Annotated in this window: 20 protein-coding genes; 15 read left to right on the forward strand and 5 right to left on the reverse strand. The window is 64.9% G+C overall.

The features are described from left to right. Positions 1-9 precede the first annotated feature (9 nt). Positions 10-966, reverse strand: a complete 957-nt coding sequence (locus tag V6M39_RS03440) for an EamA family transporter (RefSeq protein WP_332642273.1) — start codon at positions 964-966, stop codon at positions 10-12. A gap of 39 nt (positions 967-1,005) precedes the next feature. On the opposite strand from V6M39_RS03440, the gene V6M39_RS03445 reads away from it, so the two are divergent. The 5 genes from V6M39_RS03445 (at position 1,006) to V6M39_RS03465 (ending at position 6,599) form a co-directional block, all read left to right on the forward strand. Beyond that, the gene (locus tag V6M39_RS03445) at positions 1,006-1,539 is read left to right on the forward strand and encodes a CGNR zinc finger domain-containing protein (protein WP_332642274.1); all 534 of its coding nucleotides are present in this window, start codon (positions 1,006-1,008) and stop codon (positions 1,537-1,539) included. A gap of 79 nt (positions 1,540-1,618) precedes the next feature. Continuing rightward, positions 1,619-2,902, forward strand: a complete 1,284-nt coding sequence (locus tag V6M39_RS03450; RefSeq protein ID WP_332642275.1) for an adenylosuccinate synthase — start codon at positions 1,619-1,621, stop codon at positions 2,900-2,902. A 22-nt stretch (positions 2,903-2,924) separates the two neighbouring features. Beyond that, positions 2,925-4,181 carry a phosphoribosylamine--glycine ligase gene (gene purD / locus V6M39_RS03455; RefSeq protein WP_332642276.1) on the forward strand — a complete coding sequence of 419 codons (1,257 nt, stop codon included), beginning with the start codon at positions 2,925-2,927 and terminating at the stop codon, positions 4,179-4,181. Next, positions 4,178-5,599: an adenylosuccinate lyase gene (purB, locus tag V6M39_RS03460; RefSeq protein ID WP_332642277.1), complete on the forward strand. Its 1,422-nt coding sequence runs from the start codon at positions 4,178-4,180 to the stop codon at positions 5,597-5,599. Before purD ends, purB begins: the two co-directional genes overlap by 4 nt. A gap of 136 nt (positions 5,600-5,735) precedes the next feature. Continuing rightward, the gene (locus tag V6M39_RS03465; RefSeq protein ID WP_332642278.1) at positions 5,736-6,599 is read left to right on the forward strand and encodes a phosphoribosylaminoimidazolesuccinocarboxamide synthase; all 864 of its coding nucleotides are present in this window, start codon (positions 5,736-5,738) and stop codon (positions 6,597-6,599) included. Here V6M39_RS03465 and V6M39_RS03470 read toward each other — a convergent pair. Next, a complete protein-coding gene (locus tag V6M39_RS03470; RefSeq protein WP_332642279.1) occupies positions 6,596-7,498 on the reverse strand; it encodes a serine/threonine-protein kinase in 903 nt (300 codons plus the stop codon). The two genes, V6M39_RS03465 and V6M39_RS03470, sit on opposite strands and share 4 nt — an antisense overlap. Positions 7,499-7,520: 22 nt before the next feature. Here V6M39_RS03470 and V6M39_RS03475 point away from each other — a divergent pair, with 22 nt between their 5' ends. From V6M39_RS03475 to purQ, 6 genes are all read left to right on the forward strand, one after another. After that, positions 7,521-8,069, forward strand: a complete 549-nt coding sequence (locus V6M39_RS03475; RefSeq protein WP_332642280.1) for an RNA polymerase sigma factor — start codon at positions 7,521-7,523, stop codon at positions 8,067-8,069. Between the two features lie 66 nt (positions 8,070-8,135). Beyond that, the gene (locus tag V6M39_RS03480; RefSeq protein ID WP_332642281.1) at positions 8,136-8,807 is read left to right on the forward strand and encodes a hypothetical protein; all 672 of its coding nucleotides are present in this window, start codon (positions 8,136-8,138) and stop codon (positions 8,805-8,807) included. Positions 8,808-8,853: 46 nt separating this feature from the next. Next, positions 8,854-10,410 carry a long-chain-fatty-acid--CoA ligase gene (locus V6M39_RS03485; protein WP_332642282.1) on the forward strand — a complete coding sequence of 519 codons (1,557 nt, stop codon included), beginning with the start codon at positions 8,854-8,856 and terminating at the stop codon, positions 10,408-10,410. 13 nt (positions 10,411-10,423) lie between these two features. Continuing rightward, the gene (locus V6M39_RS03490) at positions 10,424-10,951 is read left to right on the forward strand and encodes a hypothetical protein (protein ID WP_332642283.1); all 528 of its coding nucleotides are present in this window, start codon (positions 10,424-10,426) and stop codon (positions 10,949-10,951) included. Between the two features lie 20 nt (positions 10,952-10,971). Next, positions 10,972-11,214 (forward strand): phosphoribosylformylglycinamidine synthase subunit PurS, encoded by a 243-nt coding sequence (gene purS, locus V6M39_RS03495; RefSeq protein ID WP_332642284.1) that lies wholly within the window; start codon positions 10,972-10,974, stop codon positions 11,212-11,214. Further along, positions 11,211-11,882 (forward strand): phosphoribosylformylglycinamidine synthase subunit PurQ, encoded by a 672-nt coding sequence (gene purQ, locus V6M39_RS03500; RefSeq protein ID WP_332642285.1) that lies wholly within the window; start codon positions 11,211-11,213, stop codon positions 11,880-11,882. Before purS ends, purQ begins: the two co-directional genes overlap by 4 nt. Here the strand turns inward: purQ and V6M39_RS03505 are convergent. Together V6M39_RS03505 and V6M39_RS03510 are read right to left on the reverse strand one after the other, a co-directional pair. Further along, positions 11,865-12,416: a YdeI/OmpD-associated family protein gene (locus V6M39_RS03505; RefSeq protein WP_332642286.1), complete on the reverse strand. Its 552-nt coding sequence runs from the start codon at positions 12,414-12,416 to the stop codon at positions 11,865-11,867. The two genes, purQ and V6M39_RS03505, sit on opposite strands and share 18 nt — an antisense overlap. Before the next feature lie 4 nt (positions 12,417-12,420). Next, the gene (locus V6M39_RS03510; protein ID WP_332642321.1) at positions 12,421-12,726 is read right to left on the reverse strand and encodes a DUF2834 domain-containing protein; all 306 of its coding nucleotides are present in this window, start codon (positions 12,724-12,726) and stop codon (positions 12,421-12,423) included. 86 nt (positions 12,727-12,812) lie between these two features. On the opposite strand from V6M39_RS03510, the gene V6M39_RS03515 reads away from it, so the two are divergent. After that, positions 12,813-13,127, forward strand: a complete 315-nt coding sequence (locus tag V6M39_RS03515; protein WP_332642287.1) for a nuclear transport factor 2 family protein — start codon at positions 12,813-12,815, stop codon at positions 13,125-13,127. Here the strand turns inward: V6M39_RS03515 and V6M39_RS03520 are convergent. Continuing rightward, positions 13,124-13,900 (reverse strand): hypothetical protein, encoded by a 777-nt coding sequence (locus V6M39_RS03520; protein WP_332642288.1) that lies wholly within the window; start codon positions 13,898-13,900, stop codon positions 13,124-13,126. The two genes, V6M39_RS03515 and V6M39_RS03520, sit on opposite strands and share 4 nt — an antisense overlap. Positions 13,901-13,926: 26 nt before the next feature. On the opposite strand from V6M39_RS03520, the gene V6M39_RS03525 reads away from it, so the two are divergent. Genes V6M39_RS03525 through V6M39_RS03535 form a run of 3 tightly spaced genes read left to right on the forward strand, consistent with a single transcriptional unit; the run spans position 13,927 to position 15,071 of the window. Next, positions 13,927-14,547 carry an ATP-dependent endonuclease gene (locus V6M39_RS03525; RefSeq protein ID WP_332642289.1) on the forward strand — a complete coding sequence of 207 codons (621 nt, stop codon included), beginning with the start codon at positions 13,927-13,929 and terminating at the stop codon, positions 14,545-14,547. Between the two features lie 12 nt (positions 14,548-14,559). After that, a complete protein-coding gene (locus V6M39_RS03530) occupies positions 14,560-14,778 on the forward strand; it encodes an SCO4848 family membrane protein (protein ID WP_332642291.1) in 219 nt (72 codons plus the stop codon). 14 nt (positions 14,779-14,792) lie between these two features. Continuing rightward, on the forward strand, positions 14,793-15,071 hold the full coding sequence (locus tag V6M39_RS03535) for a GNAT family N-acetyltransferase (protein ID WP_332642292.1): 279 nt from the start codon (positions 14,793-14,795) through the stop codon (positions 15,069-15,071). Positions 15,072-15,141: the final 70 nt, after the last annotated feature.

The raw sequence follows: 15,141 nt of genomic DNA on the forward strand, positions 1-15,141 counted from the left end.
ACCACGAGCCTAGACAGGTAGCGGTTGGTCCTTCGGTTCGCCGAGCTTGACGAAGATGACGCCGGCGAGGATCAACGCACCGCCGAGCAACTGGATCGCTCGCGGCGACTCGTCGAGCAGCAGCCAGGCGAACACGACGCTCGCGACAGCCTCGCCGAGGCCGACGAACGCCGCGAGCCGCGAGCCGAGGCGCCGAGTGGCAGCGATACCGAGCACGTACGCAATGGCCGCGGTGATGACTCCGAGGCCGATCACCGGCAGCCACCATGAGAGCTCGGTGTCGGCGAGGACCACGTCGGAACGTGAGGTGGCGAGAGGAACGATCCCGATCAGGCCTGCAATCAGCAGGACGACGCCACCGACGACGAGGCCGCCTGCGGCGAGCACGATTCCGGGCAGTCCGTTGTCCTCGTCCGCGGAGATGATCCAGTAGAAAGCTGCACCGGCCATGGCGAGCAGTGCCCAGATGACGCCGAGCGCGTCGACGTCAGCACCGGACAGCAGATCAAGGACGAGCACGAGTCCACCCAGGGCGGTGAGTGCACCAACGACTGTCAGTCGAGTGGGTCGCTGGGAGTGACGGAACCACAGCCACATGATCACGGCGACCGGCGAGGTGAACTCGATGAGGATCGCGACGCCGACCTCCATACGCTCAACGGCGTTGAAGTACGCGAGCTGGCAGCCCGCGACGGCGATCACGCCGTATGCGACGAGTAGCCCGGCGTTCTGGCGCAACCAGCCCCATCGACCGCGCAACGAGATCGCGGCTGGGATCGCCAGTACGGCAGCGGCAATGAGCACGCGTGCGGTGACGGCTGAACCAGCGGTCCATCCCGACTCAATCAGCGCTTTGGCGAAGGGGCCCGAGAGGGCGAAGGACATCGCTGACAGGACGGCGAGCGTCAGCCCGGCGCGCAGACGCGATGTCGGCACGGTGGCTATGTCATGGGTCAACAACGTCATGGCACATGACACTACGGTTCGGGGATGTAAGGTGTCAATATGGCGTTCACCCATGACACCGAGGCGGCCCTGGTGGCAGCCGTCGAGCTGGTCAACTCCACCGAGCCGCCCGAGACGATGACGACGACGGACGATCTGGCGGACTTCTTCGTCCGGCACGGCTACACCGGAACGCTGGTCGGCGACGCCGCCGAGCTCGAAGCCGTCAGAGCCCTGCGTCCTGAGCTCCGCACTCTCCTGACGAGCTCGCGTGACGACGCCGTACCGATTGTGAACCGCATCCTGGCCGATGCCGGAGCAGTGCCTCAATTGGTTCGGCACGGCAACATCAGTTGGCACCTTCACGCGACCGAGGACGATCGCCCGCTGCACACCCGCATGGCGGTCGAGACGGCGATGGCGATGATCGACGCGATACGAGCCGATGAGTTGTCGCGCCTGAGCACCTGCGCCGCCAGCGACTGCGATGACGTCCTCCTCGACCTGTCGCGCAATCGCTCCCGACGGTTCTGCAGCACGACCTGCGGCAACCGCGAAGCGGTGGCTGCGTACCGCGCTCGCCAGTCGCAGTGACGGCGTCCAGCCGCTAGACTGCACCAGTAAGAGCCCCGTGAGACCGGGGCTTGTCGCATGTCGAGGGTGGTGCAATTCCATGCCTGCAGTGGTGATCGTCGGGGCCCAATGGGGAGACGAAGGCAAGGGCAAGGCGACTGACCTGCTCGGTAGCCGCGTCGACTACGTCGTGAAGTTCAACGGTGGCAACAACGCTGGACACACCGTCGTGATCGGCGATCAGAAGTACGCCCTCCACCTCCTGCCGAGCGGCATTCTCAGCCCCGGGTGCATCCCGGTCATTGGCAATGGCGTCGTCGTCGACCTCGAAGTGCTGTTCCACGAGATCGACGGTCTCGAAGAGCGCGGCATCGACACCTCGCGACTGGTCATCAGCTCCAACGCGCACGTCATCGCTGACTACAACCGGACGCTCGACAAGGTCAACGAGCGGTTCCTCGGCAGCCGCAAGATCGGTACGACTGGTCGCGGCATCGGCCCCACATACGCCGACAAGATGAACCGTCTCGGCATCCGCATCCAGGACCTCTTCGACGAGAAGATCCTGCGAGAGAAGGTCGAAGCCGCTCTCGAGCTCAAGAACCAGATCCTCACCAAGGTCTACAACCGTCGTGCGGTGGAGGCTGAGGAGATCGTCGAGGAGCTGCTGTCGTACGTCGACCGACTCCGCCCGATGGTTGCCGACACTGCGCTGGTCCTGCACCAGGCTCTGGCCGAGGGCAAGACCGTGCTGCTCGAAGCCGGCCAGGCAACGCTGCTCGATGTCGACCACGGCACCTACCCGTTCGTGACTTCCTCATCCGCGACGACAGGTGGCGCGTGCACCGGCTCGGGAATCGCACCCACCGAGATCACTCGTGTAATCGGCATCGTCAAGGCGTACGCAACTCGTGTCGGCGAGGGCCCCTTCCCGACCGAGCTGTTCGACGACGACGGTGAGCAGCTGCGCAAGAACGGCGCCGAGTTCGGCACCACGACAGGTCGCCCGCGCCGCTGTGGTTGGTATGACGCCCCGATCGCTCGATACGCGGCGCGCATCAACGGCGTCACCGATTTCGTACTGACCAAGCTCGACGTGCTGACGGGCTGGGAGCAGATCCCGGTGTGCGTGGCATACGACGTTGATGGCGAGCGGGTCGACGAGATGCCGATGACGCAGACGGGCTTCCACCACGCCAAGCCGATCTATGAATTCTTCCCAGGCTGGACCGAGGACATCTCTGCTGCACGCACGTTCGAGGACCTTCCCAAGACGGCGCAGGAGTACGTGCTCGCCCTTGAGGGGATGTCGGGGGCGCGCATCTCGACAATCGGTGTCGGACCTGATCGTGAGCAGACGATCGTGCGACACGACCTCCTCTGACACGCGCCGATAGGGTCGACACGTGAAGACACTGGTCATCGGCACAGGCGGTCGCGAACACGCACTCGCTCTCGCGCTCTCACGTGATCCGCAAGTCACCGAAGTGCACGCGGCTCCCGGCAATCCCGGCATCGCCGCAGTTGCGACGTTGCACGACGTCGACCAGCTCGACGGTGTCGCGGTGGCATCGCTCGCACAGTCGCTCGGCATCGACCTCGTGGTCGTCGGACCGGAGGCGCCCCTGGTTGCTGGCGTCGCTGACGCCGTACGGGCAGCCGGAATCGCCTGCTTCGGTCCCAGCGCGGAAGCCGCGCAGCTCGAGGGCTCCAAGGCATTTGCCAAGCAGGTCATGGCCGCAGCTGAGGTGCCGACCGCAATGGCGCATGTGTGCGACACCCCCGAGCAGGCTGCGGACGCTCTCGACGCGTTCGGCCCGCCGTATGTCGTCAAGGACGACGCCCTCGCAGCTGGCAAGGGAGTTGTCGTCACCGATGACCGTCAGGCAGCGCTCGACCATGCAGCAGCGTGCGGTCGAGTGGTCATCGAGGAGTACCTCGACGGACCCGAGGTCTCCCTGTTCGCCATCACAGACGGCGAGACCGTGCTCCCGCTTCAGGCGGCTCAGGACTTCAAGCGCGCGCTGGACGGCGACGAGGGACCCAACACTGGCGGCATGGGCGCCTACACACCGCTCGACTGGGCGCCTGACGACTTGGTCGCCGAGGTGTCTCGTCGCGTACTCGTACCTACGGTGCAAGAGATGGCTCGTCGAGGCACCCCCTTTCAGGGTCTCCTCTACGCCGGACTCGCGCTGACCAGTCGCGGTACTCGTGTGATCGAGTTCAACGCTCGATTCGGCGATCCCGAGACCCAGGCATTGCTCGCGGTCCTCAAGACACCGTTGTCCGCGCTGCTCAACGGTGCTGCGACCGGCACGCTCGGCGAAGTCGGTATGCCGCAGTGGCACAAGGAGTCGGCCGTCACGATCGTGATGGCAGCCGATGGCTACCCCGAGTCGCCGCGCAAGGGCGACGAGATCACCGGCATCGAGGCAGCTGACGCGATCGAGGGTGTCGACGTCATCCATGCTGGAACGGCGCTGATCGGTGGAGAGCTCGTGACCTCAGGTGGCCGCGTTCTGTCGGTCACCGCAACCGGCAGCACCCTCGCCGAGGCGCGCGAACGCGCGTACGCCGGCGTGGCCGAGATCAGCTTCGACGGCGCCCACGCCCGTACGGATATCGCCCAAGCTGCGGCGGATGGGACAATAGAGGCGTGACCACCCCCAATGTTCTGGCCAGCCGATACGCATCGCCGGAGCTTGCACGCATCTGGTCGCCCCAACACAAGATCGTCCTCGAGCGGCGTCTCTGGATCGCCGTCCTGACGGCTCAGAAGGATCTCGGCGTCGAGACCCCCGACGGTGTCATCGAGGCCTATGAGTCCGTGATCGACCAGGTCAACCTCGCCTCGATTGCCGACCGCGAGAAGGTCACCCGCCACGACGTCAAGGCCCGCATCGAGGAGTTCGCCGCGTTGGCTGGCACCGAGCACATCCACAAGGGCATGACGTCTCGCGATCTCACCGAGAACGTCGAGCAGTTGCAGATCCGTGCCTCGCTCGAGCTGATCCGCGATCGCGGCATTGCCTCCTTGGCGCGTCTCGGACGCCTCGCCAGCGAGCACGCCGAGCTCGTCATGGCTGGCCGCAGCCACAACGTCGCAGCCCAGGCGACAACCCTCGGCAAGCGCTTCGCCACGATCGCCGATGAGTTGCTCGTCGCGATGGAGCGACTCGATGATCTGATCGCTCGCTATCCGCTCCGCGGCATCAAGGGCCCGGTCGGCACAGCACAGGACCAGCTCGATCTGCTCGGCGGTGACGAAGCCAAGCTCGCCGAGCTGGAGCAGCGCGTGGCCCGTCACCTCGGCTTCGACAAGGTGCTGACCAGCGTTGGTCAGGTCTACCCGCGCTCCCTCGACTACGACGTCGTCACGGCATTGGTGCAGCTGGTCGCTGCTCCCTCCAACCTGGCCACAACGATCCGGCTCATGGCGGGCAACGAGATCGTGACCGAGGGGTTCAAGCCCGGTCAGGTCGGCTCCAGTGCCATGCCGCACAAGATGAACACCCGCTCGTGCGAGCGCGTCAACGGCCTCGCCGTGATCCTCCGCGGCTACGCCTCGATGGTCGGCGAGCTTGCCGGTGACCAGTGGAACGAAGGCGATGTCTCATGCTCGGTCGTACGCCGGGTTGCGCTGCCCGACGCGTTCTATGCCGCCGATGGCTTGTTCGAGACGTTCCTGACCGTGCTCGACGAGTTCGGCACCTTCCCCGCAGTGATCCAGCGTGAGCTCGACCGTTATCTGCCGTTCCTCGCGTCTACCAAGGTCCTCATGGCCGCCGTACGCAATGGTCGCGGCCGCGAGTCCGCATACGACGCCGTCAAGCAGCACGCTGTGGCGGTTGCCCTCGAGATGCGTGAGAAGGGTGCGGCTGAGAACGATCTGTTTGCGCGCCTCGCTGCCGATGAGCGACTCGGTCTGTCCGAGTCCGACCTCGCGTCGTTGGTCGCCTCACCGATCGACTTCACCGGCGCCGCCGTCAGTCAGACCGCCGCCGTCGCCAAGCGCATCGAAGAACTGGTCAAGGCTCATCCCGAGGCAGCTGCCTACGCGCCTGGCTCCATTCTGTGAGCGAGCCCGATCCGAAGCACCGCTACATAGGTCTGGTCGTCGCAGTCGTCGTCGTAGTCGCGTCTGTGCTCTATCACGTCGACTTCTGGAACGACTTCAACAACTGACGCGCGAGCTGCGCCGATAGGGTGATCACGTGCCGATCGACATCCCCGGAACCACCCACATCCACTCGGGCAAGGTGCGCGATCTCTACGACGCCGGAGACGGCCATCTGCTGATGGTGGCGTCGGATCGCATCTCTGCATTCGACTTCGTTCTCGAGCCCGGCATACCTGACAAGGGCGAGCTGCTCACGCGGATGTCCCTGTGGTGGTTCGACCAGCTAGAGGACATCGTTCCCAATCACATGATCTCGACCGAGGTCCCGGAGAACGTACGCGGACGCGGCGTGATCTGCGAGAAGCTCGACATGTTCCCGGTCGAGTGTGTCGTTCGTGGCTACCTCACCGGCTCCGGACTGATCGACTACAACGAGACCGGAGAAGTCTGCGGCGTTGCGCTGCCAGCTGGACTGGTTGACGGCGATCGGCTTCCCGAACCGATCTTCACGCCGGCGACCAAGGCGGAGATGGGCGAGCACGACGAGAACGTCTCGTTCGATGCAGTGGTCGAGACGATCGGACTCGAGACGGCCAATGCGCTGCGCGATCTGACCCTGCAGGTCTATGCGCGCGCTGAGGGCATCGCGCGCGAGCGCGGGATCATCCTGGCCGACACGAAGCTGGAGTTCGGAGCCCGGACCGACGGGACGATCGTTCTCGCCGACGAGGTCCTGACCCCTGACTCGTCGCGGTTCTGGCCCGCCGATGAGTGGCAGCCGGGCCGGACGCAACCGTCGTACGACAAGCAGTTCGTACGCAACTGGCTGCTGTCACCCGAGAGCGGTTGGGACAGGGCCAGCAACACCCAGCCCCCAGATCTTCCGGCCGAGATCGTCGCCAAGACTCGCGAGCGCTACATCCAGGCGTACGAGCAGCTCACCGGCCTGACGTTCTAGCGGAGCAGGAACCAGGTCGCTGCTGTCGACGCTCCGAAGAGCAAGGCGGCCAGGGTGATCAGGAGCGGGGGTGAAATCTCGCGGCGGAGGCGTTTGACGTCCTTGGCCTTCGTGCCGGCTGCGACCTGCTCGAGTGCATCGGCGAAGGCTGCCGCAGTTGCCGGCCGGTCGGCCGGACGGGTGGCCAGTGCGGAGGCCAGCACGCGATCGAGTCCGCGCGAGCCTGCGCCGGTGAGCCGCGGCGGCCGGCTGTCGTTGGCCCGGCTGAGCAACGATCCGGGATCGCTGACGTTGAATGGCTGCTTGCCGGAGAGCAACTCATAGGTCACCGCACCGAGCGAATAGACGTCAGATCGGGCATCGACCGGTTCGCCGCGGGCCTGCTCGGGCGCCATGTAGGCCGGAGTTCCGGTCGTGACAGTGACACCACTTGCCTCAGCTAGCCGCTTGGCGCTGCCGAGGTCGGCCACGAGCACCCGCTCCTCGTCGCCGACGAGCAGATTGGTTGGCTTGATGTCGCGGTGGAGCACACCCGCATCGTGGAGGACCTGAACGGCGCGCGCCGACTCGACAGCGAGCTTGAGCCCCTGCTCGGGCGGCACCGGAGTCTTGACCCGATCGGCAACTGTGCCGCCGTCGACGAAGTCCATCACGAAATAGGGCCGGTCCTCATGGGTGCCGATGTCGTAGACCCGGATGACCCGGGGGCTGTCGATCTTGCGCAGCAGTCGCGCCTCGGCGAGGAACCGTTCGCGTACGTCGGCGTGATGGGCCCAGTTCTCGGCGAGGATCTTGACCGCGACCGGGATTTCGAGCTCCGGATCGAAGCCGTGCCAGACCATGGCAAAGGCGCCGAATCCTTGCACCCCATCAAGGCGATAGCGCCCTATTTTCTTCATAGGGCTTCAGTATGGTCGATGGATGCAGGTGGACGAGCAGCTGATCGAGCGTGCACGCTCAGGCGACGCCTGGGCGATGGAGGAGTTGCTCACTCAGATCCGGCCCAAGGTGGTCAGCCGATGTGCACGACTCCTGCCCCACACGTTGGATGCCGAGGAAGCTGCGCAGGACGCATTGCTGTCCATCGCGACACATCTCAAGGACTACACCGGCAGCGGTTCTTTCGAGGGATGGGTGACGGTGGTCGCGTCCAACTCTGCTCGCCAGACCTATCGGACGCTCAAGCGTCGGTTCGCCGAACGCGCGGTCAGCGAGCTGCCCAACCCGCCTGACCCGCGTACGACGAGCGTGATCGCCGGCAGCCGGATCGACTTGCTCGACGCGATCGAGGCGCTCGAGCTGGCACATCCCGAGACGGCCGAGGCCTTCGTCCTGCGCGATATCGGGTCGATGCCGTACGACGAGATCGCCGCGCTGACCCAGACCCCGTTGGGCACGGTGAAGGCGCGAATCCACACTGCGCGAGGATTCGTGCGTGGAAAGTTGGGGGTCGATGTCGACAACTTTTGAGTTGCAACCTGCATCTCTCTTGATGACTGACGCTCCGCGGGGAGCACCAAGAACCAGGAGATTGTCATGAAGCAGCAGATCGCAGCCGCAATTCTGGCGGCCAGCATGGCCGGTGGAGTCGGCACGGGTGTCGTGGCTCATCAGCTCGGGTCAGACGACCCCAACGAGACGCCTACTGCGACCCCGTCGACCACTGCGACCAAGCCCGCACCCGACAAGACCAAGCCGGCGCCGGTCAAGACGACAGCGGCGCCGCAGCCAGCTGCCCTGCAGCCCGTCTCCTCGCTGAAGATCTTCGCCGGCATGGTCGGTCCTGTCAGGGTCGGCATGACCAAGACCCAGGCCTTTGCGACCGGATACCTCAACAAGGACGTCGAGCGGACTGCGTGCGGAACGGTCGATCACCTTGTGTGGAAGGACGCGTACAAGGAGACGCTCGACATCTACACGCTGGATGACGGGCAGGTCTCGTCGATCGGTGTGCGCGCCCCGGGTCCGACGACTCGATCGGGACTCCAGGTGGGCAGCACGTTCAAGGCGGTCAAGGATGTGCTCGGTCCGGAGCGACTCCCGGAGGAAATGGGCTATGGCCAGACCGGCATGTTGGTGAACGAGGGCGACAGCTGGATCGGCTTCCTGTTCGACGCAGCGCCCGACGCAATGACAGACGCGACGCAGGTGTCGTTCATAGAGGTCACCCGCGGCAACCCACCAGGTCTGATGCGCGACGGCTGCTGACGTGTAGAAGTAGGGTGAAGGCCCCGTCACACCTGAGGAGCGCATCGTGGGCAACCTTGCCACCCTGTTGGAGAAGTCCGCCACTGAATATCCCGACCGCACGGCGATCGTGTTTGGTGACACCCGGCTGACGTACGCGCAGGTCAACGGCGCCGCCAACCAAGTCGCCAACCTGTTGGTGTCACGGGGCATCAAGCCCGGCGACAAGGTCGCGCTGTCGTGCGCCAACCTCCCGTACTTCAGCACGATCTACTACGGCATCCTCAAGGCCGGTGCCACCGTGGTGCCACTCAACATCCTGCTCAAAGGTCGCGAGGTCGCCTATCACCTCAACGACTCCAACGCGAAGGCCTATTTCGCGTTCGAGGGCACGCCTGACCTGCCGATCGGAGAGGCAGCCTGGGAGGGCTTTCAGGCGACGGACTCGTGCACCGAGTTCTTCCTGATCAAGCTCGACTCGGCTCAGCCGGCGCCGCTGAGCCCGCCCGAGTTCTTCTCGCCACTGGTGGCAGAGCAGCCGCCGACGTTCGACACCGTCGAGACAGATGATGACGACACTGCGGTCATCCTCTACACGTCCGGAACCACGGGGCAGCCCAAGGGTGCTGAGCTCCGCCACCGCAATATGCGCGACAACGCTCTGATGGGAGCCGAGCTGTTCGGTGCCGACGCCTCGAACCCGGACACGTATCTCTGCGTGCTTCCGCTGTTCCACTCGTTCGGGCAGACCGTGATCCAGAACGGCGGCTTCGCATACGGCGGCACCGTCGTCATGCTTCCTCGCTTCGATGCGCAGGCCGCGATCGGCCTGATGCTCAAGGAGAAGGTGTCGTTCTTCGCTGGCGTGCCCACGATGTACTGGGGTCTGCTCGCCGCTCTCGACGAGAGTGTCGACGTCAAGGCGCTCGCTGCCAACCTCCGCGTCGCGGTCGCCGGTGGTGCCGCGCTGCCGGTCGACATCCACAAGCAGTTCCAGGAGCGCTTCGGCGTCACGATCCTCGAAGGTTATGGCCTGTCGGAGACGTCGCCGGTTGCCTCGTTCTCCCGCTTCGGCGAGGAGCCGCGCGTCGGCTCGATCGGCCTGCCCATCCCGGGAGTCGAGATGAAGCTGATCAACGATGACTGGACTGACGTCGAGGACGGACCTGACGCCGTCGGCGAGATCGCGATCAAGGGCCACAACATCATGAAGGGCTACTACGCCCGACCTGAGGCGACAGATGAAGCGATCAAGGACGGCTGGTTCCGTTCGGGCGACCTCGCCAAGAAGGACGCAGACGGCTTCTACTACATCGTCGACCGGTCCAAGGACATGATCATCCGCGGCGGATTCAACGTCTACCCGCGTGAGCTCGAAGAGATTCTGATGGAACACCCGGCCGTGTCGCTGGTGGCCGTCATCGGTGTCCCGCACGATTCGCATGGCGAGGAGATCAAGGCGTACGTCGTCAAGAACAAGGATCACGACGATGTGTCCGAGGCCGACCTGGTGGCATGGGGCAAGGAGCAGTTCGCGGCGTACAAGTACCCGCGCGAAGTCGTCTTCATCGACGAGCTGCCCATGACGTCGACCGGCAAGATCCTCAAGCGCGAGCTCAGCTGATCGAGTCCCGCAGATGGTGAACGAGGATGCGTCAGGAGGCGCTTTCCACATCAATCCCGAGACCGGTCGGCCCAACCAGTGCCGGGACGTCCTCAACTGTGAGTACGGGAGCGCCGACTTCCACTACGCGTCCAAGGAGCACGCCGAGGTGGCGTGGAAGGCGCGTCAGCTCGAGCGCGGCATCATCGCGTACCGCTCGGTGATGCAGGCTCAGGAGAGGAAGGAAGAGGAGCTGACGCTCCAAGCGCTTCGCAAGCGGGCGCAGGGCGGAGCCAAAAAGGTGTCATGGGGCGTGGTGCGGTCCCTGATGGTGAAGAACCTGTCCAAGTACCTCGTCAACTTCACCGGGCTCGTCGTGTCCTACCTCGTCCTTTCTGGGCAGTGGCTCTCCAAGGACTGGGGTCCGCGACTTCTGCCTGTCCTGGCGACCGTGGCACTGGTCGGGTTCTCGATCTGGTTCGGCGTCCGGATCTACAAGGGCAGCCGCAAGACCGTGCGTGTGGTGAAGAAGAAGCGTCAGGCGCGCAAGGTCGCGCGCTGACCTGTCGATAGACTGGGGCCATGCCCCGCGTCATCGTTGATGTCATGCCCAAGCCCGAGATCCTCGACCCGCAGGGCAAGGCGGTGCACGGAGCACTTCCGCGTCTCGGCTTCGCCGCTGTGACCGACGTACGCCAGGGCAAACGCTTCGAGCTCGAGGTCGAAGCCGCTGATGAAGCCACGCTCGCCGAAGTGCACAAGATCGCCGAGACACTGCTCTCCAACCCCGTGATCGAGGACTTCTCCGTACGGGTGGCAGAGTGAAGATCGGCGTCGTCACCTTCCCGGGGTCGCTCGACGACACCGACGCGCAGCGCGCCGTCACGATTGCGGGCGGCGAAGCCGTAGCCCTGTGGCACGGCGACCATGACCTCAAGGGCGTCGACGCCGTCATCCTGCCCGGCGGGTTCTCGTACGGCGACTACCTCCGCTGCGGGGCAATCGCCCGCTTCGCGCCTGTCATGACCGAGGTCATCGCCGCAGCCAACGGCGGCATGCCGGTGCTCGGCATCTGCAACGGCTTCCAGATCCTGTGCGAGTCACACCTGCTGCCCGGTGCGCTGATCCGCAACGATCACCGCCACTTCATCTGCCGCGACCAGACGCTCAAGGTCGAGAACGTCGACACTTCGTGGACCTCCGAGCTCAGCGTGGGCCAGGAGATCGTCATCCCACTCAAGAACGGTGAGGGTGGATTCGTCGCCGACGCCGAGACGGTCGCGCGCCTCGAGGGCGAGGGCCGCGTCGTGTTCCGCTACGTGGACGTCAACCCCAATGGTTCGGTCAACGACATCGCCGGCATCACGAATGACCGCGGCAATGTCGTCGGTCTCATGCCACACCCCGAGCACGCTGTCGAGGAGCTCACGGGCCCCGGCATCGACGGACTCGGCCTCTTCACCTCGGCCCTGAAGTCACTGACCTCCGCCTAGACGCTCCACCTCTCGGCTGAGGATCTTGACTCGGCCCTCGGGTGTGCGGGCCTTCAGCAGCTGCAGGATGATCGTGTAGCGCTCCGTCCTACCGAGTGCCTCGAAGGACGCCTTCGCCGCCGGGCTCGCATCCAGTGCCGCCACGAGGTCGGGCGGGGGTTCAGCCGTTGCCTGGGATTCGTATGCCGCGTCCCACCGCCCATCCGCCTTGGCCCTATCGACCTCGGCGATGCCGCCGGGTCGCATTCGCCCCGCCGCTGTCAGTGCCTCGACCTTCTGCACGTTGACCTGGGACCACGAGCTCGTCGGCCGTCGCGGGCAGTAGCGCTGGAGGAACGACACCTCGTCATTCGAGCGGCGCTGGCCGTCGATCCACCCGTGCGTGAGCGCCACGTCGAGGGCGTCCGAGATCGAGATCGACTCGAGGCCTGAGTTCTTCCTGGCGATACGCAGCCACGCCTCGGTGCTGTGTTCCCGGTTCTGTTCGAGCCAGGCCGACCACGCGTCAGCGTCGGGAAAGTCGAGCACGTCCACCGGTTCAGGTAGTTGTTGTTCGAGCGGCCGCGAGGTTGCGGGTGCGGGCGATGAGGAACAGCGGCAGGGCCACGCTTGCCGCCACGGCGAACGTGATCACGATGTAGACCCAGAGCCAGCGCAGCTTGAGCCGGCGCCCTTCAACGATCATGAAGATTGTCGCCACCAGCGCGAGTGCGAGCAGGTCGATCGTGATGAACGTCGCGATCGGCCCGTCGGTCAGAGCGGACCACGAAGGCGATTCGGACAGGATGTCGACCAGCGCCAGTTGCGTACCGACGAGGGCGGCAACCGCGATGGCCGCATAGATCCAGCAGAGAACTTTTCAGCTCGGGTCATGCGGTCAATCTAGTCGGCGTGAACGGTTGTGTCCGACCCTCACGCGAGGGTGGTGGCATGACCACAGATCTGATCAGCCGCTATTTCGAACTGGCCACGTCGCCTGATCGGGAGCGATGGTTCGCCCTGTTCGCCGACGACGTGGTGGTCGAGGACGACGGCCGTACGCATCGGGGCATCGACGAGGTGCGGGCATGGCGTACCGAAGTCCCATCAGTGACCTACGACGTCACCGACGTGTCGACGCAGAATGGCTACCACGTGGCGACCGCCGACATCGCCGGCGACTTCCCTGGCAGCCCCATCCCTCTGCGTTTCCACTTCATCGCAGTCGAGGACGGGTTGATCCGACACCTTGCAATCCGGCCCTAGCGCGGCCGAAGGGGTGCCAGCTGGATCAGCTGGTTGAAGCCGCAGCGATGCAGTTGCGCGAACCGGCCCAGAGGTACGGACTTTGATTCGGCAGCGACGAGAGCCTTGAACGCCTTCGTGGCGCCTGCCCGTGGGTGGGCCTCGATCACGTCGGCACGAAACCTCTTCGACAGGTCGGGAGTGCGGAGGCCGATCAGGTCATAGGCCGCGCCGCCCCCGACATACACGCCAAGGGCGCCGTCCCTCTCGACGGTGGCTCCGGCCGTCGGATGCACCGTGATTGCATCGCCAACCAGGTCGCTTCTGGCGGCATCGACCCCTGCTTCGCTGGCGCAGCGTGCGGCGCGTTCGGCACTGCGGATCGTGAAGTCCTGGCCCTCGACGACCGAGTCAATGCCGTGGTCGTGCAGCAGGGCGCTGACATAGAACAGCTCGGGATCGAGCTCGATCTGGTCGATGGCGGCGAGACCGCTGCCGAACATCCATGTCCGGTAGCCGTGTCCCATCACCGCACTGCTCTGCTCGAGGGCAGCCTCCTCGGCCTGCCGTGCAAAGACGCTGTCAGGCGGAGTGAAGGAACTGGCTTCCAGCACCTTCGCTGCGTCCGAGGTGCGTCCGGTGAGGAGCTTGATCCGCCCGGCGACGTACTCGGCCTGGCCCTTGATGATCTCGCGCAATACGGTGCGACGTTCAGTCTTGGTCATGGCACCCTGCGTGCGGATCGTCCACGCAAGGCCGCCGAGGCGTTCCGGATCAGGTGCTCTCATCGTCATGTTCTATCAGTAGGCAAACTGGGTTCATGCATGACATGACCCGGCTGCGCGACGCGATCGTCGTCTGTGCTGCCGGTCGTGACGGTGCGGATGCGGCGGGCGAGGTCGTGCGCGAGCTGGTCGGCGCGGCTCGGACCATCGTATTGGTGGAGGGGGTCAGTGATGCCGCAGCCCTTTTGAACTTGTCTAGACGACGAGGTCGAGACCTCGATGCCGAGGGCATCTGTGTCGTGCCGATGGGTGGAGCCACGAGCATCGGTCGATACCTCGAGCTGCTCAGTCCCCTCGGCGTGGGGATCGCCGGGCTGAGCGATCGCAAGGAGTGGGACTTCTATGTACGAGCACTTGAGCGCGCCGGACTCGGGACCGACGGATTCTTCGTCTGCGATCCCGACCTCGAGTACGAGCTGATCCGCGTGCTCGGGGTCGACAGAGTTGAGCAGGTGATCGAGGAACAGGGTGATCTGCCGACTCTTCGAATCTTCCAGCGCCAGCCTGCTCAGCGGCCTCGGTCCGTGGAGCATCAGCTGCACCGGTGGTTCGGCTCGATCGGTGGGCGCAAGGAGAGGTATGCGGGTGCACTCGTCGACGCACTCGATCTCGCGAACGTGCCCCGCCCGCTCGACGAACTGCTCGCATACGCCTGACAGGATGCAGCCATGGATCTTCCCCTCGCCTGGTCGCTTCTGCTCATCGTCTCCGCGATGTGGAGCTTCGTCATCTGGCCGCCGTTCCTGCGCCGCGTGCTCAAGGACGAGCGCTCGCGTGATGCTGAGGGCAACGCCACCACGTTCCTCCGTGTGCACGTGATTCTCATCAGCGTCTCGCTGGCCCTCGCCGCCGCGGTCGGCGGCCTTGGAATCCTCACGGTCGCCTGAGCGTTGTACCGGTCATGAGCAACAGCATCGAGTTCAACGCCGGTGAGCGTCGCTACGAGATTCACGTCGACGGCACTCTCGCGGGGTTCACCAAGGCATTGGTCGATGGCGACGTCGTGACGTTCCCGCACACGGTGGTCTTCGACGAGTTCGAGGGTCAGGGTCGCGCAGGCCAGCTGGTCACCGGCGCACTCGACGACGTACGAGCGCAGGGCAAGAAGGTCATTGCCACGTGCCCGTATGTGAAGCGCTTCATCGAGAAGCACTCCGAGTACGCCGACCTCCTCGTGTGATCCCCCACTCGCATAGTGACGTTCCCCACTAGGTCGCGGGATTTAGCCTGGGATTGAGGCGCGTGCGCTC

Origin of the sequence: Aeromicrobium sp. (genome assembly GCF_036675695.1) — a bacterium.
GTDB lineage: Bacteria > Actinomycetota > Actinomycetes > Propionibacteriales > Nocardioidaceae > Aeromicrobium.